This is a genomic window from Mycobacterium appelbergii, from assembly GCF_032883035.1.
In the GTDB taxonomy this organism is placed as follows: domain Bacteria; phylum Actinomycetota; class Actinomycetes; order Mycobacteriales; family Mycobacteriaceae; genus Mycobacterium; species Mycobacterium appelbergii.
This window is the reverse complement of sequence record NZ_JAMQTH010000003.1, coordinates 62,072-78,127: the sequence shown is the minus strand read 5'-3', so window position 1 is coordinate 78,127 and position 16,056 is coordinate 62,072. Positions and strand designations below refer to the sequence as shown.

16 protein-coding genes are annotated in these 16,056 nt (G+C 66.3%); 13 read left to right on the top strand and 3 right to left on the bottom strand.

Going from position 1 to position 16,056, the window contains the following annotated elements:
* Window positions 1-168: 168 nt before the first annotated feature.
* The 9 genes from M1247_RS07645 (at window position 169) to M1247_RS07605 (ending at window position 9,282) form a co-directional block, all read left to right on the top strand.
* Window positions 169-756 carry an Rv1476 family membrane protein gene (locus M1247_RS07645; protein ID WP_317155696.1) on the top strand — a complete coding sequence of 196 codons (588 nt, stop codon included), beginning with the start codon at window positions 169-171 and terminating at the stop codon, window positions 754-756.
* A 342-nt stretch (window positions 757-1,098) separates the two neighbouring features.
* Entirely contained in the window at window positions 1,099-2,469 is a 1,371-nt protein-coding gene (ripA, locus tag M1247_RS07640; RefSeq protein ID WP_410506832.1) for an NlpC/P60 family peptidoglycan endopeptidase RipA, read from the top strand.
* A complete protein-coding gene (ripB, locus tag M1247_RS07635; protein WP_317155695.1) occupies window positions 2,469-3,173 on the top strand; it encodes an NlpC/P60 family peptidoglycan endopeptidase RipB in 705 nt (234 codons plus the stop codon). Before ripA ends, ripB begins: the two co-directional genes overlap by 1 nt.
* Window positions 3,174-3,296: 123 nt before the next feature.
* Window positions 3,297-4,448 (top strand): chaperone MoxR1, encoded by a 1,152-nt coding sequence (gene moxR1, locus M1247_RS07630; protein ID WP_317155694.1) that lies wholly within the window; start codon window positions 3,297-3,299, stop codon window positions 4,446-4,448.
* Window positions 4,445-5,392, top strand: a complete 948-nt coding sequence (locus M1247_RS07625) for a DUF58 domain-containing protein (RefSeq protein ID WP_317155693.1) — start codon at window positions 4,445-4,447, stop codon at window positions 5,390-5,392. Before moxR1 ends, M1247_RS07625 begins: the two co-directional genes overlap by 4 nt.
* Before the next feature lie 77 nt (window positions 5,393-5,469).
* Entirely contained in the window at window positions 5,470-6,477 is a 1,008-nt protein-coding gene (locus M1247_RS07620) for a VWA domain-containing protein (protein WP_317155692.1), read from the top strand.
* A gap of 98 nt (window positions 6,478-6,575) precedes the next feature.
* Window positions 6,576-7,328, top strand: coding sequence for a 3-oxoacyl-ACP reductase FabG1 (gene fabG1 / locus M1247_RS07615; RefSeq protein ID WP_317155691.1), 753 nt, complete (start codon window positions 6,576-6,578; stop codon window positions 7,326-7,328).
* A gap of 28 nt (window positions 7,329-7,356) precedes the next feature.
* Entirely contained in the window at window positions 7,357-8,166 is an 810-nt protein-coding gene (gene inhA / locus M1247_RS07610) for an NADH-dependent enoyl-ACP reductase InhA (RefSeq protein WP_317155690.1), read from the top strand.
* A 90-nt stretch (window positions 8,167-8,256) separates the two neighbouring features.
* Window positions 8,257-9,282 carry a ferrochelatase gene (locus M1247_RS07605; RefSeq protein WP_317155689.1) on the top strand — a complete coding sequence of 342 codons (1,026 nt, stop codon included), beginning with the start codon at window positions 8,257-8,259 and terminating at the stop codon, window positions 9,280-9,282.
* Between the two features lie 15 nt (window positions 9,283-9,297).
* Here M1247_RS07605 and M1247_RS07600 read toward each other — a convergent pair whose 3' ends face one another.
* Window positions 9,298-10,155, bottom strand: coding sequence for an Rv1486c family protein (locus M1247_RS07600; protein WP_317155688.1), 858 nt, complete (start codon window positions 10,153-10,155; stop codon window positions 9,298-9,300).
* Window positions 10,156-10,213: 58 nt separating this feature from the next.
* Between M1247_RS07600 and M1247_RS07595 the strand changes: the two genes are divergently transcribed.
* The 4 genes from M1247_RS07595 to M1247_RS07580 all read left to right on the top strand — a co-directional run bounded on the left by M1247_RS07595 (window position 10,214) and on the right by M1247_RS07580 (window position 14,896).
* Window positions 10,214-10,648 carry an NfeD family protein gene (locus M1247_RS07595; RefSeq protein WP_317155687.1) on the top strand — a complete coding sequence of 145 codons (435 nt, stop codon included), beginning with the start codon at window positions 10,214-10,216 and terminating at the stop codon, window positions 10,646-10,648.
* A 16-nt stretch (window positions 10,649-10,664) separates the two neighbouring features.
* Entirely contained in the window at window positions 10,665-11,855 is a 1,191-nt protein-coding gene (locus M1247_RS07590; RefSeq protein ID WP_317155686.1) for an SPFH domain-containing protein, read from the top strand.
* 234 nt (window positions 11,856-12,089) lie between these two features.
* Window positions 12,090-14,528, top strand: coding sequence for an AAA family ATPase (locus M1247_RS07585; RefSeq protein ID WP_317155685.1), 2,439 nt, complete (start codon window positions 12,090-12,092; stop codon window positions 14,526-14,528).
* Window positions 14,525-14,896, top strand: coding sequence for a hypothetical protein (locus tag M1247_RS07580; RefSeq protein ID WP_317155684.1), 372 nt, complete (start codon window positions 14,525-14,527; stop codon window positions 14,894-14,896). The genes M1247_RS07585 and M1247_RS07580 overlap by 4 nt, the downstream gene beginning before the upstream one ends.
* Before the next feature lie 42 nt (window positions 14,897-14,938).
* On the opposite strand, the gene M1247_RS07575 is transcribed toward M1247_RS07580, so the two are convergent.
* Both M1247_RS07575 and M1247_RS07570 read right to left on the bottom strand, forming a co-directional pair.
* Window positions 14,939-15,415, bottom strand: a complete 477-nt coding sequence (locus M1247_RS07575; RefSeq protein WP_317155683.1) for a nitroreductase family deazaflavin-dependent oxidoreductase — start codon at window positions 15,413-15,415, stop codon at window positions 14,939-14,941.
* Between the two features lie 15 nt (window positions 15,416-15,430).
* The gene (locus tag M1247_RS07570) at window positions 15,431-16,042 is read right to left on the bottom strand and encodes a TetR/AcrR family transcriptional regulator (protein ID WP_317155682.1); all 612 of its coding nucleotides are present in this window, start codon (window positions 16,040-16,042) and stop codon (window positions 15,431-15,433) included.
* Between the last annotated feature and the right edge of the window lie 14 nt (window positions 16,043-16,056).

Sequence of the window (16,056 nt, the reverse complement as noted above, 5' to 3'; positions counted from 1 at the left end):
TGTCCTACAAAGCACTGTAGGGTCGGGGCTCAGTCTTCTACGGTTGCGTCCACGACGCCAACCGCATGCGTCATGCCCCCGTTTTGCCGCCGCGGACAACGGGGCCCGCGGCGTGTTCTCCGTTCGTGTCGCTTCGTTCCGGCACCTCGGTAGCTGTACCGTGCCCCTGTGACCGGACCGCACGTCATCCCGTTCCTGCCGGCCTATATCCCGGTCGAGGTTTGCGACACCGTAGGGATCGATCCCGCCCAACCCGATGCGATCCGCCAGTGCATGCAGGCTGTGCAGACCGACGTCGCAGACGACGGTGTGAGCGCACCGGCGCCTGTCGTCGAACCGTTGCGCCAGGTGGTCAGCGACGCGCGGCAGGAGGGTGTCGACCTCAAGATCGTGGTGTTGCCGCGCAATCCCGCCATCGACACCCCGCTCCGTGATATCGCCACCGAGGTCGGTCAGGTCCACCCGGGATCGACGGTGCTCGCGATCAGTCCGTCATTCGCAGGCACTTATAGCCCGTCGCTCGATCGGGTGACTTTGGAGGCCGGCCAGGACATGGCCAAGACCGGCGATCCGGTGCAATCGTCGAAGAATTTCGTGGACCAGATAACGACGCCGGATTTCCCCTGGATGGGGTTGACGATCTTCCTGGTGGTGGGCGTCGCCGCAGCGGCGGTCCTGACCCGCATGCTGCAGGTTCGTAGCAAACAAACCGCCGCCTCGGAGGCTGCCGACAACGCGGTTGCGGAGCCGAAATAATCCCTCGAACATTCGTTCGGAATTTCGCTCAATATCACTAATCGATAACACTATTCGCAATTACAGGATTGTAATTTGTGACTAAAGTTTCTTTAGGTTCATCTGTGACGTACGGTGCAAAAGGTACCCATTGTTGTAGTTGTGCTTCATGTGACTTCTGCGCAAAGGCGCCGAGCAAATCTGCCGGTACGCCCTCGTTGAGCCATAGGAGACTTGAGTCGAATGAGACGCTTCGTTCGCGCTTGGCGGACGCGAGGAGCAGATCAGGCTTCGCGGACGCGAGGAGCAGATCAGGCTTCGCGGACGCGAGGAGCAGATCGTTCCACCCAGCTGTGCGGCCGGTTGTGCGCCGTGACGGCGACGTTCGGGATGCTCCTGGTGACAGCGACGTTCGGAAGCGGCCCTGTTCTCGCCGACCCCGGCGGCGCGGACAACATCGCGGCCCTGGTAGCCGATGTCGCCAACACCAACCAGAAGTTGCAGGAGTTGGGTGCGAGCATCCAGACGCAGCAGGAAAGCGTCAACAAGGCGATCGTCGACGTCGAGAACGCGCGCGATGCGGTCGCTGCCGCGCAGCATGAGGTCGAGCTGAGCCAGCAGGGTCTCAAAGACTCCAATCTCGCCATCACGGCCGCACAGAAGCGGTTCGACAGGTTCGCCGCCGCCACGTACGTCAACGGCCCGTCGGATTCCTACCTCACCGCGGCCGATCCCGCCGACGCCATCGACACCGCCGCCGCCGGACAGGTGCTGGCGACCAGCACCGACGCGGTCATGGACGGTCTGCAACGGGCTCGCACTGAACAGGTCAACCGGGAATCGACGGCGCGCCTGGCCAGGCAGAAGGCCGACCAGGCCGCCAGCGATGCCCAGGGCAGTCAGGACGCTGCCGTCGCGGCGCTCAAGTCGGCCCAGCAGAACTTCGCGGCCCAGCAGGGGGAGCTGGATCGCCTCACCGCAGCACGCACCGCCGCGCAGGCCAAGCTCGATCAAGTCCGCCCGATGTCGGCCCCGGCGGCCGCAAAGCCCGCGCCTGCGCCCTCGCAGGCAGCGGGAGGGGACTGGGATCGGGCACCCGGAGCTCCTGTTCAGTCGGGCCAGAATTGGGATACTGCTTGGGATCCCACGCTGCCCGCGATCCCGAGTGCATTCGTCAGCGGCGATCCGGTCGCCATCATCAACACCATTCTCGGCATTGGCACGACCTCCGCGCAGGTGACGCAGAACATGGGCCGGACGTTCCTGCAGAAGCTCGGCATCCTGCCCACGCCCAGCGGGTTCACCAACGGTGCGATACCGCGGGTGTACGGCCGGCAGGCTTCCGAATACGTGATTCAACGGATGGGGTCGCAGATGGGCGTGCCCTACTCGTGGGGCGGTGGCAACGCTGCAGGGCCCAGCCGAGGGATCGATTCCGGCGCGGGCACGGTCGGTTTCGACTGTTCAGGCCTGATGCTCTACGGCTTCGCCGGCGTCGGCATCAAACTGGACCATTACTCGGGGTCGCAGTACAACGCGGGTCGAAAGATCCCGTCCTCGCAGATGCGCCGCGGCGACATGATTTTCTACGGGCCGAACGCCAGCCAGCACGTGGCGATGTACCTCGGGAACGGCCAGATGCTGGAAGCGCCCTATACCGGCTCGCACGTCAAGGTCTCGCCGGTGCGCACCAGTGGCATGACTCCCTACGTCACCCGACTCATCGAATATTGATGGTGGTTACTTTGCGTCAATTTGTCCTACGTTGTCTGACGGCCGTTGCGGTGCTGGCGGTCACGGCATTGGGTTTGGTGGCGCCTGCCGGCGCCGCTCCAGACGACGGGCAGTGGGATCCGACCCTGCCCAAGCTGATCAGCTCGGGTGCGCCGGGCGATCCGCTCGCCGTTGCCAACGCGTCACTGGCGGCCACTGCGCAGGCCACCGAGGTCACCATGGGGCTGGGTCGCAAGTTCCTGGCCAGTCTGGGACTGGTCAGTGAGGCGCCCAGCGGTGTGGCCGCAGGCAGCGTCCGCGGGCCACAGGCCATCGAGTACGCGATTCGACGCGGCGGGTCGCAGATGGGTGTGCCGTACTCCTGGGGTGGCGGTAAGCCGAGCGGTCCGAGCACCGGCATCGACTCCGGTGCCAACACCGTGGGCTTCGACTGCTCGGGTCTGACACAGTTCGCCTACGCCGGGGTGGGTGTGCTGATCCCCAAGTATTCGGGCGACCAGTACAACACCGGCCGCAAGATACCGGTGGCGCAGGCCAAGCGCGGGGACCTGCTGTTCTGGGGGCCCGGCGGTAGCCAGCATGTGGCGATGTATCTCGGTGGCGGGAAGATGCTTGAGGCCTCCGGTAGCGCCGACAAAGTGACGGTCAGCCCGGTGCGCACGGCGGGGATTCAGCCCTACGCGGCTCGCATCATCGAATCCTGAGGGGAAGCTGAACTCTCCCGGGCAGCGTCGACGTATTCCGTAGTGCCTGGAATAGTTGACCACGGGCACGTGATGGCCCGGTTACGACCAGCGTTTGAAGATGAACAATGTGGGAGGAAGTTGATGACGTCACCGAGTGGACCGCCGCAGGGCACCGGAGGGTATTCCGGCTCGAGCCCGGCGCCGGGATTTCCTCCCGGTTCCCACGCAGCGCCGGCAGCGCCGCAGCCCGTGAACAACGGCGCCCTGCAGGCCGAGGTGCACACCCTGGAACGGGCTATCTTCGAGGTCAAGCGGATCATCGTGGGCCAGGATCAGCTGGTCGAACGGATGCTCGTCGGCCTGTTGGCCAAAGGTCATGTCCTGCTCGAAGGCGTGCCCGGTGTCGCCAAGACGCTGGCGGTGGAAACCTTCGCCAAGGTGGTCGGCGGCACCTTCACCCGCATCCAGTTCACCCCTGACCTGGTGCCCACCGACGTCGTCGGTACGCGGATCTACCGCCAGGGCAAGGAGGAGTTCGACATCGAACTCGGCCCGGTGGTGGTGAACTTCCTGCTCGCCGACGAGATCAACCGTGCGCCCGCCAAGGTCCAGTCGGCGCTGCTCGAGGTGATGGCCGAGCGCAAGATCTCGATCGGTGGCAAGACCTTCCCGCTGCCCACCCCGTTCCTGGTGATGGCCACGCAGAACCCGATCGAACAGGAGGGCGTCTACGCACTGCCCGAGGCGCAGCGTGACCGCTTCCTGTTCAAACTCAACGTCGACTACCCGTCGCCGGAGGAAGAGCGGGAGATCATCTACCGGATGGGGGTCAAGCCGCCGGAACCCAAGCAGATCCTCAACACCGGTGACCTGTTGCGACTGCAGGATGTGGCCGCCAACAACTTCGTCCACCACGCGCTCGTCGACTATGTGGTGCGCATCGTCACCGCCACCCGCGAGCCGGACAAATTCGGTATGCCCGACGCCAAGGCGTGGATTGCCTACGGTGCGTCCCCGCGCGCATCGCTGGGCATCATCGCGGCTGCCCGGGCGCTCGCGCTGGTGCGCGGCCGCGACTACGTCGTTCCTCAGGATGTCGTCGAGGTGATCCCCGATGTGCTGCGACACCGCCTGGTGCTCACCTACGACGCTCTCGCCGATGAGATCACCGCGGAGACCGTGATCAACCGGATCATGCAGACGGTGGCGCTGCCGCAGGTGAGTGCGCTTCCGCAGCAAGGGCATTCGGTACCGCCCGTGGTGCCGGCCGCGGCGGCGGCCAGCGGTCGGTGACCGGCACCGGAGGCCGCGCAGTCGATCTGCCCTCGTTGAAGCGCGGCGAGATCCGTGACCCCGCGCTGTCTGCCGCGTTGCGCAAGCTTGAGCTCACGGTCCGCCGCAAGCTCGACGGTGTGCTGCACGGGGACCATCTCGGCCTGATGCCCGGTCCGGGGTCGGAGCCGGGCGAATCGCGGATGTACCAACCCGGTGACGACGTGCGCCGGATGGACTGGTCGGTCACCGCGCGCACCACCCATCCGCACGTCCGGCAGATGATCGCCGACCGCGAGTTGGAGACCTGGCTGGTGGTCGACATGTCGGCAAGCCTGGACTTCGGCACCACCGGTTGCGAGAAGCGGGACCTTGCGGTGGCCGCGGCCGCGGCGATCGCGTTCCTCAACAGCGGTGGCGGTAACCGGCTCGGAGCGCTGATCTCCAACGGAGAGTCGATGAAACGGGTCCCGGCTTTGAGCGGCCGGGTGCACGAGCAGGAACTGTTGCGGGCGATTGCCACCACGCCGCGGGCCCCGATGGGCGTGCGTGGTGATCTCGCCGGGGCGATCGATGCGCTTCGACGCCCCGAGCGCAGACGGGGTATGGCGGTGATCATCAGCGACTTCCTCGGCCCGATCAACTGGATGCGTCCGCTGCGGGCGATCGCCGGGCGGCACGAGGTGCTCGGCATCGAGGTGCTCGATCCGCGGGATGTCGAGTTGCCCGAGGTCGGCGACGTGATCTTGCAGGACACCGAGACCGGCGTGACCCGTGAGTTCACCGTTGACGCGCAACTGCGTAGTGATTTCGAGCAGGCCGCCGCGGCGCATCGAGCAGAAGTGGCACGTACCCTGCGGCGTTGCGGCGCGCCGTTGTTGAGCCTGCGCACCGACCGGGACTGGATCGCCGATGTGGTGCGGTTCGTCGCGAGCCGTCGGCGCGGCGCCATGGCGGGCCGGTAGGACGGTATTGCCCGATGAACGCTTGCGCGAAGCCAATGTAGTGCGATGACGACAGCAACTGAAATGATAAGTAGCACATGACTTTACCGTTACTCGGACCCATGAGCCTGTCGGGCTTTGCGCACGCGTGGTGGTTCCTTTTCCTCCTTGTCGTGGTGGGCCTGATCGGCCTCTACATCGCAGTACAGCGTGCGCGCAAGCAGCGGATCCTGCGGTTCGCCAACATGGAGCTGCTGGAGAGTGTGGCGCCCAAACAGCCCACCCGCTGGCGGCATCTGCCTGCGATTCTGCTGGTTGCCTCGATGGTGCTGCTGACGATCGCCATGGCGGGCCCCACCAATGACGTCCGGATTCCCCGCAACCGCGCGGTGGTGATGCTGGTGATCGACGTGTCTCAGTCGATGCGAGCCACCGATGTGGAGCCCAGCCGCCTCGTGGCAGCCCAGGAAGCGGCCAAGCAATTCGCCGATCAGTTGACTCCGGGCATCAACCTCGGGCTGATCGCCTACGCCGGCACCGCGACCGTGCTCGTGCAACCCACCACGAACCGTGAGGCGACCAAGAACGGCCTGGACAAGCTGCAGCTGGCCGATCGCACCGCCACCGGTGAGGGCATCTTCACCGCGTTGCAGGCGATCGCCACCGTCGGCGCGGTGATCGGCGGCGGTGACGAGCCGCCCCCTGCGCGCATCGTGCTGATGTCGGACGGCAAGGAGACCGTGCCGTCGAATCCGGACAACCCCAAGGGCGCATTCACCGCTGCGCGGACCGCACACGATCAGGGGGTGCCGATCTCGACCGTGTCGTTCGGTACGCCATACGGCTACGTCGAGATCAACGATCAGCGGCAGCCCGTCCCGGTCGACGACGACATGCTGAAGAAGATCGCGCAACTCTCCGGTGGTGATGCCTTCACCGCGAACAGCCTGGAGCAGCTCAAGGCGGTTTTCACCTCGCTGCAACAGCAGATCGGGTACGAGACGATCAAGGGCGACGCCAGCATGGGCTGGTTGCGTCTCGGCGCGCTGGTGCTGGCGCTGGCCGGGGGCGCCGCGCTCTTGATCAACCGCAGGCTGCCTGGCTGAGTGAGCGCCGAAATCTACGCCAGGGTCGCATATTCGCCCGCCCTACAGCCCTGGTGTCGATTTCGGCGAATCGCAGGCGACACGTTAAGTTGGCGGACATGACTGCGGACGCGGCCGTCGAGGCCAATGTGGGCAAGCCTGCTTTCGTATCCCGTTCGGTGCTCGTGACCGGTGGAAACCGGGGCATCGGCCTGTCCATCGCCCAGCGTCTGGCCGCCGACGGCCACAAGGTGGCCGTCACCCACCGCGGCTCGGGCGCACCTGAGGGCCTGTTCGGTGTCCAGTGCGACGTCACCGACAGTGCTGCCGTCGATCGCGCCTTCACCGAGGTTGAGGAGCACCAGGGGCCGGTCGAGGTGCTGGTGTCCAACGCGGGGATCTCGCAGGACGCGTTCCTGATGCGGATGACCGAGGAGCGGTTCGAGAACGTCATCAACGCCAACCTCACCGGTGCCTTCCGGGTGGCCCAGCGGGCCTCGCGCAGCATGCAGCGCAAGCGATTCGGCCGCATCATCTTCATCGGATCGGTGTCCGGTATGTGGGGAATCGGCAACCAGGCCAACTACGCGGCCGCCAAGGCCGGTCTGATCGGCATGGCCCGCTCGATCTCGCGCGAACTGTCCAAGGCGGGTGTCACCGCGAACGTCGTCGCCCCCGGCTACATCGACACCGAGATGACCAGGGCACTCGATGAGCGGATCCAGCAGGGAGCCTTGGACTTCATCCCGGCCAAGCGGGTCGGTACCGCCGCCGAGGTCGCCGGGGCGGTCAGCTTCCTGGCTTCCGAGGATGCGAGCTATATCGCCGGCGCGGTCATTCCGGTCGACGGCGGCATGGGCATGGGCCACTAACAAGACACGGCTAGAGGAGAAACCACACATGGCAGGCATTCTCGACGGTAAGCGCATCCTGGTCACCGGGATCATCACCGACTCGTCGATCGCGTTCCACATCGCCAAGCAGGCCCAGGAAGCCGGCGCCGAGCTGGTGCTGACGGGCTTCGACCGGATGAAGCTGATCCAGCGTATCGCCGATCGACTGCCCAACCCGGCTCCGCTGTTGGAACTCGACGTGCAGAACGAAGAGCACCTGTCGACACTGGCCGGCCGCGTCACCGAAACCATCGGTGAGGGCAACAAGCTCGACGGTGTGGTGCACTCGATCGGCTTCATGCCGCAGACCGGTATGGGGGTCAACCCGTTCTTCGACGCGCCGTATGCCGATGTCGCCAAGGGCATCCACATCTCGGCCTACTCCTACGCATCGCTCGCCAAGGCGCTGCTGCCGATCATGAACCCGGGCGGCGGCATCGTCGGCATGGACTTCGATCCGACCCGCGCCATGCCTGCCTACAACTGGATGACCGTCGCCAAGAGCGCGCTCGAATCCGTCAACCGGTTCGTCGCCCGTGAGGCCGGCCAGTTCGGTGTCCGTTCGAATCTCGTTGCCGCAGGCCCGATCCGCACCCTGGCGATGAGTGCGATCGTCGGTGGCGCGCTCGGGGACGAGGCCGGTGCGCAGATGCAGCTGCTCGAAGAGGGCTGGGATCAGCGTGCGCCGATCGGCTGGAACATGAAGGATCCGACACCGGTCGCCAAGACGGTGTGCGCACTGCTCTCGGACTGGCTGCCCGCCACCACCGGCTCGATCATCTACGCCGACGGTGGCGCCAGCACGCAGTTGCTCTGACGTGTTTTTCGCCGAAACCGCATTCCGGCAGGTGTGCACTCGCACAAACCCTGCTGGAATGCGGTTTCGCGGTAGAGGGGAGGCGAGCTGATGGATTTCGACGCCGTCCTGCTGCTGTCGTTCGGGGGTCCGGAAGGCCCGGAGCAGGTGCGACCGTTTCTGGAGAATGTCACCCGAGGCCGCGGGATACCGCCCGAACGCCTCGATGAGGTGGCCGGGCACTACCTGCATTTCGGGGGAGTGTCGCCGATCAACGGCATCAACCGGGCGCTGATCGAGCAGTTGCGTGCCGAGTTGCCTGAGCTCCCGGTGTACTTCGGCAACCGGAACTGGGTCCCGTACGTCGAGGATGCGGTTGCAACCATGCGTGACAACGGGATTCGTCGTGCAGCGGTCTTCACCACATCGGCCTGGGGCGGCTACTCCAGTTGCACCCAGTACGTGGAAGACATCGCCCGCGCCCGGGCCGCAGCCGGTGCGGATGCACCCGAGTTGGTCAAGCTACGGCAGTACTTCGACCATCCCCTACTGGTGGAGATGTTCGCCGATGCGATCGGCGCGGCTGCCCAGACACTGCCCGCCGACGTGCGGGCCGACGCACGCTTGGTGTTCACCGCTCATTCGGTGCCGATCGCGGCCGACGAGCGGCACGGACCGCGTCTCTACAGCCGCCAGGTCGACTACGCGACGCGGTTGGTCGCTGCCGCCGCGGGATACGACGACTTCGATCAGGTGTGGCAGTCCCGCTCGGGTCCGCCACAGATTCCCTGGTTGGAGCCCGACATCGCCGATCACCTCGACGCACTCGGCGGTCAAGGGACCCGTGCGGTCATCGTGTGTCCGATCGGGTTCGTCGCCGATCACATCGAAGTGGTGTGGGATCTGGACTACGAGCTACGGCTGCAGGCGGAGCAGGCCGGCGTGACCCTCGCCAGGGCCACCACCCCGAACGCGGATCCTCGGTTCGCCAGGCTGGCGGCCGGGTTGATCGACGAACTGCGTACGGGCGCCGAGCCGCAGCGCGTCGCGGGGCCGAATCCGGTGCCCGGCTACGGGTTCAGTGTGAACGGCGCGCTGTGCTCGCCACGGTGCTGCGGCGAGAACACCACCGTCTGAACCACCGGGCCACCGCTATTGGGGCCAGGCTGAGCGCAGGATCGCCCCGAGCGCGGCCAACCGTGCCGAGCGCACCACCTGAGCCAGCGGCCGCAGGGTGTCCCCGGCGAGCTGGACTTCCGATGACGTCTGCAGGCCGATCGGCATCAGCCCGGCGCTCACGGTGATGATCGCGTCGACATGTGCCGCGTTCTCCAGCACCCGAACCGCGCGGGCAGGCGCATGATCGGGGATGCGGTGCAACCGGGTGGTGTCGAGTATCTGCTCGACCATTCCGCGGGGATCGTCGATGTCGAAACTTGCCCCGGCCCGAAGCCTGCCGAGTGCATCGGCGGCTGAGCGGACAGCCGCACGCAGCTCGTATTCCGCAGCGCCGAGGTCGATGTGCTCGACCGCGGGCGTGGTGGGCACCGAGTACACCGTCCATGACAGTGCCCGCGGCTCGGGATCGAACGTCGAGTCCTCTTCGTCCTCGTCGAGTTCGTAGTACTCGAGCTCGGGGACCAGCCCGACCCCGTCCAATGCCTCATGTGTCACCATCACCGCCTCGCCGACGGTCACTGCGTCCCGCTGGAACTGGGTGCCGGCGGGCAACCCACGGACATCACCGGGAACCGGCTGCACGACGGTGATCGACGGCGTGGTCCTCGACCTCCCGACCGCCGTACGCAGTGTCTGCAGCAGCGACATCGAGCCGGAATCCTCCAACTCGGGCCATGGCAACCCCGTGCGCGTCGCAGCGACCGAGTCGTATGCGGTCACAGAATGCATTGGCGCCCACTGCGATAGCGCGTCGAGAACATCGTCGGGCGCGGCGGCGCCAGCGAGCCAGGAGTTCGCCCATACCGCCAACGTTGCACTTGGACACCACATAATGCTGGCAGTGTAGTTGTCAGCCGCCGATGGGGCCGTATTCGCTAGGGTGGTGCGTATGCCCGTCCCGCTGATCTGGCTCATCCTGGCACTGGGGCTTGCCGGGGCCGAGGCGCTGACCGGCGACATGTTCCTGCTGATGTTGGCGGGCGGGGCGCTGGCTGCCACGGGCTCCAGTTGGCTGCTGGACTGGCCGATCTGGGCCGACGGGGCGGTGTTCCTCGTGGTCTCGGTGCTGCTGCTGATCCTGGTCAGGCCCGCGCTGCGGCGGCGATTCGAAGCCGGCAAGGGCCTTCCCGAGCCGATCAAGGCACTTGAGGGCAAGCCTGCCCTGGTTCTCGACCGGGTGGCCCGCCACGAGGGGCAGGTCAAGCTCGACGGCGAAGTCTGGACGGCGCGGCCGATGAACGACGACGATGTTTTCGAACCGGGCGAACATGTCACCGTGATGCGCATTGACGGCGCCACCGCGGTGGTGTGGCGAACCCCCTGACGCTAGGAGATCCGTGATGGAAGGTGCCGTAGCCGGCCTCGTCCTGCTCGCCGTGCTGGTGCTGTTCGCGATTGTGGTGGTGGCCAAGTCGGTTGCTCTGATACCGCAGGCCGAGGCCGCGGTCATCGAGCGCCTGGGCCGCTACAGCCGGACCGTGAGCGGTCAGTTGACGTTGCTCATACCGTTCATCGACCGGGTCCGTGCCCGCGTCGACCTGCGTGAGCGGGTGGTGTCCTTTCCGCCGCAGCCGGTGATCACCGAGGACAACCTGACGCTCAACATCGACACCGTGGTCTATTTCCAGGTCACCAACCCGCAGGCGGCGGTGTACTCGATCAGCAACTACATCGTGGGTGTGGAGCAGTTGACCACAACCACCCTGCGCAACGTGGTCGGCGGCATGACGCTGGAGCAGACACTGACCTCGCGCGACTCGATCAACGGTCAATTGCGGGGCGTGCTCGACGAGGCGACCGGCCGCTGGGGTCTACGGGTGGCGCGGGTCGAACTACGCAGCATCGACCCGCCGCCGTCGATCCAGGAGTCGATGGAAAAGCAGATGAAGGCCGACCGCGAGAAACGGGCCATGATCCTGACCGCAGAAGGTGTCCGCGAGTCGTCGATCAAGCAGGCCGAAGGCCAGAAGCAGTCACAGATCCTGGCGGCCGAGGGCGCCAAGCAGGCCGCGATCCTGTCCGCCGAGGCCGACCGGCAGTCCCGGATGCTGCGCGCCCAGGGTGAGCGGGCCGCCCAGTACCTGCAGGCCCAGGGCCAGGCCAAGGCCATCGAGAAGACGTTCGCCGCGATCAAGGCGGGCCGTCCGACCCCGGAGATGCTGGCCTACCAGTACCTGCAGACACTGCCCCAGATGGCCAAGGGCGAGGCCAACAAGGTGTGGCTGGTGCCCAGCGACTTCGGGTCGGCGCTGCAGGGCTTCACCAGGATGCTGGGTGCTCCCGGCGAGGACGGCGTGTTCCGCTACACCCCGTCGCCGGTGGAGGAGGACCTGCCGAAGCCTGAGGACGACTCGGACGAGGTCGCCGACTGGTTCAACACCGAGACCGATCCGGAGATCGCGAGGGCGGTGGCGAAGGCCGAGGCTGAGGCGCGCTCGACCACTCCGCCGCTCGGATCCCAGCCGGCCGCACCGGAATTGGGCGCACCACTGCCGAATGAGCTGCAAGGTGGGGTGCACCGCGCGCCGTAGCGGTTGATACCCGGGCGCCGGGTTCAGCTTTGTCATAGGTCCGCGCTACGTTGTCCCGTTCCGCACTGCGAACGGAGAACAAAATGCAGACCAGCTCACGGCCCACGGTCGGCCGTTGCAGCCCGATGGGTGCTGTCGGGTGTCGATGTGTTGTCGGTCGTTCTCACATTTCGCTGACGCGGACGTCGAAATCAAGTTCTACTGATTGCAACGATCGCGCCCGAAAGAAGCAACATGCCTGACGACCGGCTGAAGAACTATGTCCTGGCCCGTGCCGACGCAGACGTCGCACTGAGTGAGCAGGCTCGTCTGGTCGTCCTCGCGGCCCTGGAAAGTGCGGGCGATCTCACCGACGTGCTCGGGGACCATGAGACGTCCCCGACAGTGATCGCGTCGCTGACCACTGCCCACGATGCCGGCGTCGAACCGGTCGGTGCGTATCTGAAAGACATCACGGTGCAGGGCTTTCGCGGGATCGGACCAAGGGCGAGGCTGCCGATCCCGCCCGGCCCGGGCCTCGTCGTCATCGCCGGACGGAACGGATCCGGAAAATCGACACTGGCCGAGGCACTCGAGTTGGCCCTGACCGGAAGGAATTCCCGATGGCACGGCAAAGCCGCGGTGTGGTCCAGCAATTGGCGCAATCTGCACGTCGGCGATCCCGCCGAGATTCGGGTCGGGCTGACCGAGCAGGGTGCGGGAACGTCGACCATCGGGGTGGACTGGCCCCCCGGTGCCGAAGTCGAGGTGGACCAACTACAGCAGTGGGTGCAGCGCAACGGTCAGAAGCGCGAGGACGTCGGGGCGTTGGGATGGGCTGCGGCGCTGGAGATGTACCGGCCGCTGCTGAGTTACGACGAACTCGGCGGGATCCTGGAGGGCAGGCCCAGCGACTTCTATGACCAGCTCTACAAGTTGCTCGGACTCGAACAGTTGACGGAGGCGGTGGCCCGACTGGATGTCGAGGTGAAACGCCTCAAGCAACCCGGCGCCGAGGTGAAGAAAGCCAAGGACGCCCTCAGATCCAGACTCGAGCAGCACGATGACGAGCGCGCGGCGAAGGCTTTGACCCAGTTGAAGAAGGCCAAGCCGGACCTTGACGCGGTCCGCCCACTGATCGCACAGGGCTCGTCGATCGCGGTGGCACCGGCGTGGCGGCAAGCGGCCCAGCTGACCGTGCCGACCGGCGAGCAACTCGAACTTCACTGCGCTGCACTGCGTTCGGCGGCGTCCAGGGAGCGGTCCGAGGCTGCCCGCGCGGATGCCCTCGTCGCCGACCGCGCCCGACTTCTTGAGCAGGGGCTGCAGTTCCGTAACCGCCATGGCTCCCAGCCCTGTCCGGTGTGTACCCACGGCACCCTCGACGAGAAGTGGGCGGCGGCTGCGCGCGCTGCCTTGGAGCGCGACCAGAGTGCCGCCCGGGCTCTCACCGCAGCGCGTGCGGCCACTCGTCAGGCCCGGTCAGCGGTCGTCACCGCCGTGCACAATATCGGAACACCGCCGGCAAGCGCCGCCGAACTGACCATGCTGGCCGCCGCGCAGAAGGCACACCAACGATTCGCCGCGATGCCCGCCGATGGTGACCTGGCCCTGGCCGACCACGTGAGGAAGCACCTGCCACCGCTGCGCGAAGCGTATGCCGCGCTGCGGCACGAGGCATCGACCCTGATCCGGGCCCGTGACGACGCCTGGGTGCCGATCGCCGTTCAACTCGCCGACTGGGTGACCAAAGCCGAGGCGGCCGCCAAGGCCGATCCACAACTCAAGATCGTGACCGAGGCACAGAAGTGGTTGCAGGCCAACGCCGGTGAGCTCCGCAACCAGCGCATCGCGCCCCTGGCCGATCAGGCCAGGCAGATCTGGTCGACACTGCGCCAGGAGAGCAATGTGGGACTAGGCAAGATCCGGCTGGAGGGCCAGAAGACCAGCCGCCGGGTGATTCTGGAAGCCGCCGTTGACGGCTCGGACACCGAGGCGTTCGGCGTGATGAGTCAGGGCGAACTGCAGGCGCTGGCGTTGGCGATCTTCATCCCGAGGGCGACGTCACCCGAGAGCCCGTTCCGCTTCCTGGTGCTCGATGACCCGATTCAGGCGATGGACCCGTCGAAGATCGAGGGGTTCCTGCAGGTACTCACCGAGTTGGCTGCCGATCGGCAGGTGATTGTGTTTACCCACGACGATCGGTTGCCCGCCGCGATCCGGCGGTCCCGGGCGCCTGCCCACATCATCGCCGTCACCCGCGGAGCAGAATCGGCGGTCACCGTGGCCGAGGCGAGCCGCCCGGCCACGCGCCTGCTGGAAGACGCGTATGTCATCGCGGCCGACGATGCTGTGCCAGACGCGATCAAACGTGCCGCCATCCCGGTGTTGTGTCGCGAAGCACTGGAACATACCGCGTGGGATGTGTTCGCCGCCAAGTCACTCGCCGTCGGCCAGACACCCGGCGCGGTCGAGGCGGCCTGGGATGAGGCCACCAGTACCCGCCAACGCCTCCTGTTGGCGCTGAACCCTTCCGACAGCGCGGCGTTGGACAAATGGCTCACGGGCGGCACGGCCCGCAAGGCGACGATGGTGATCGTCACCAAAGGCATCCACCGCGGCCTGGCGGACTTCAAACTCGCCGTGAAGCAGGCCCGGTTGGCCGTCGAGGATCTACGCAAGGTGCTGCCGTGACGCACCGGTCCGAACTTCTCGACTATGCAGGCCAACTGCTCGACGGTTCGATCAACCTCGGCGCGCGCGGTGCCCGCACCGCGGCCCTGCTCACCCGCTGCGCCCTCGAGGACTGGCTGGACGATCAGAGTGCCCCGTGGTCGGGCACACCCGGGCCGCGGCCGACGACGCGGTCGAAACTGGTGGTGCTCGGTGCATTACGGGGTCCCGAGACGGGTGAACATGCGAAACGGGCGTGGCATGACCTGAGCCGTGCCTGCCACCACCACGCCTACGAGCTGCAACCCTCGATCACCGAAATCCGCCAACTGCTGCACCAGGTGCGGCGGTTGATCGCTCCGGCAGCAGAAAACAGACCAGGATCTTGATGAACAGCAGCACCGGCAGCCAGGCCAGCGTCGGAGGGATCATCAGCTCAGTTGCAGCGCGACCATCGGCAGCGGGGTGTCGGTGTCGGTGATCGGTTGTCCGAGAGTGTCTTCGAGGATGGGCTTGAACTGTTCCCAGGCCTTCGGGCGCCGGTTGCGGTAGACGGCGAGCGTGCGATCGGCTTCGTCCTGGGACAGGATGCGTGCGGTGCCATGGCGGGGTTTACGGCTTGCCGCCCAGACCCGGATGTGCGGGTCGGCCTCGATGTTGCGGAACCATTGTGCTCGACTGCCGAATCCGGAGGCGACGACGTAGGTGTCAGGCGTCGGATGGTCGATGACCTCCAGGACGACATAACGGCGCGTGCCGGACTTGCGGCCGATGTGCTCGAGCATGAGCACCCGGGAGCCTAGCAGCGCGCCGGCCCCGGCGCGGTAGAGCCAGATCGGTGCGCGCATGAGCCATCGGTTGCGCAGGATTCGCGCGCCGATGTCGGCGAATGTGTTTTCAGCGGACATGTGGATCTCCTTTCATCATGACTTGAGTCCATCGCGATAGATCGCGAAAACCTCTGTGGCCCAGCGCTTCATGCCGGCGTCCGAGAGGGGGTCGACGCCGAGGGTCTCGGTGAGGCGCGCCCGCAGCGTCAGCACCGCCAGATCGTTGACCAGCAGGAATGCGGCCCGCATGGCCGGATCCTCGCCGGGGCTGGCGACACCCGCTGCGACCATGGCGTCCAGCGCTGTGCGGCTGATGCCGTACAGCCGGTCGAACACTGCCGATCCGACCGGGCCGCCCGTGGTCAGCAACCGGCCGAGGTAACCCGGGACGGGGGAGTCGGGTGGGAGGTGGCTGGCCAGCCCCTCGAGCATCGTCGGCACCGCCGACGGTCCAAGGCCGACCACCGCGGTCTGCTCGGTCACCGCGGTCAGCACTGCTTCGAGGGTCCGCACCGCGTGGTCGTCGACGGCCGCCACGAGCCCGTCCTTGGAGCCGTAGTGCCGCACCACCAGCGCGGGGGACACGTCGGCGGCGGCTGCGATGTCTCGCATCGTGACGGCGTCGGCGCCGTGTTCGGCGAACAGTCGCAGCGCTTCGTCGCGGATCCGTGCCCGTGCTGTCCGATCATCGAGAGGTGAACTCACGTTTACTATTGTAA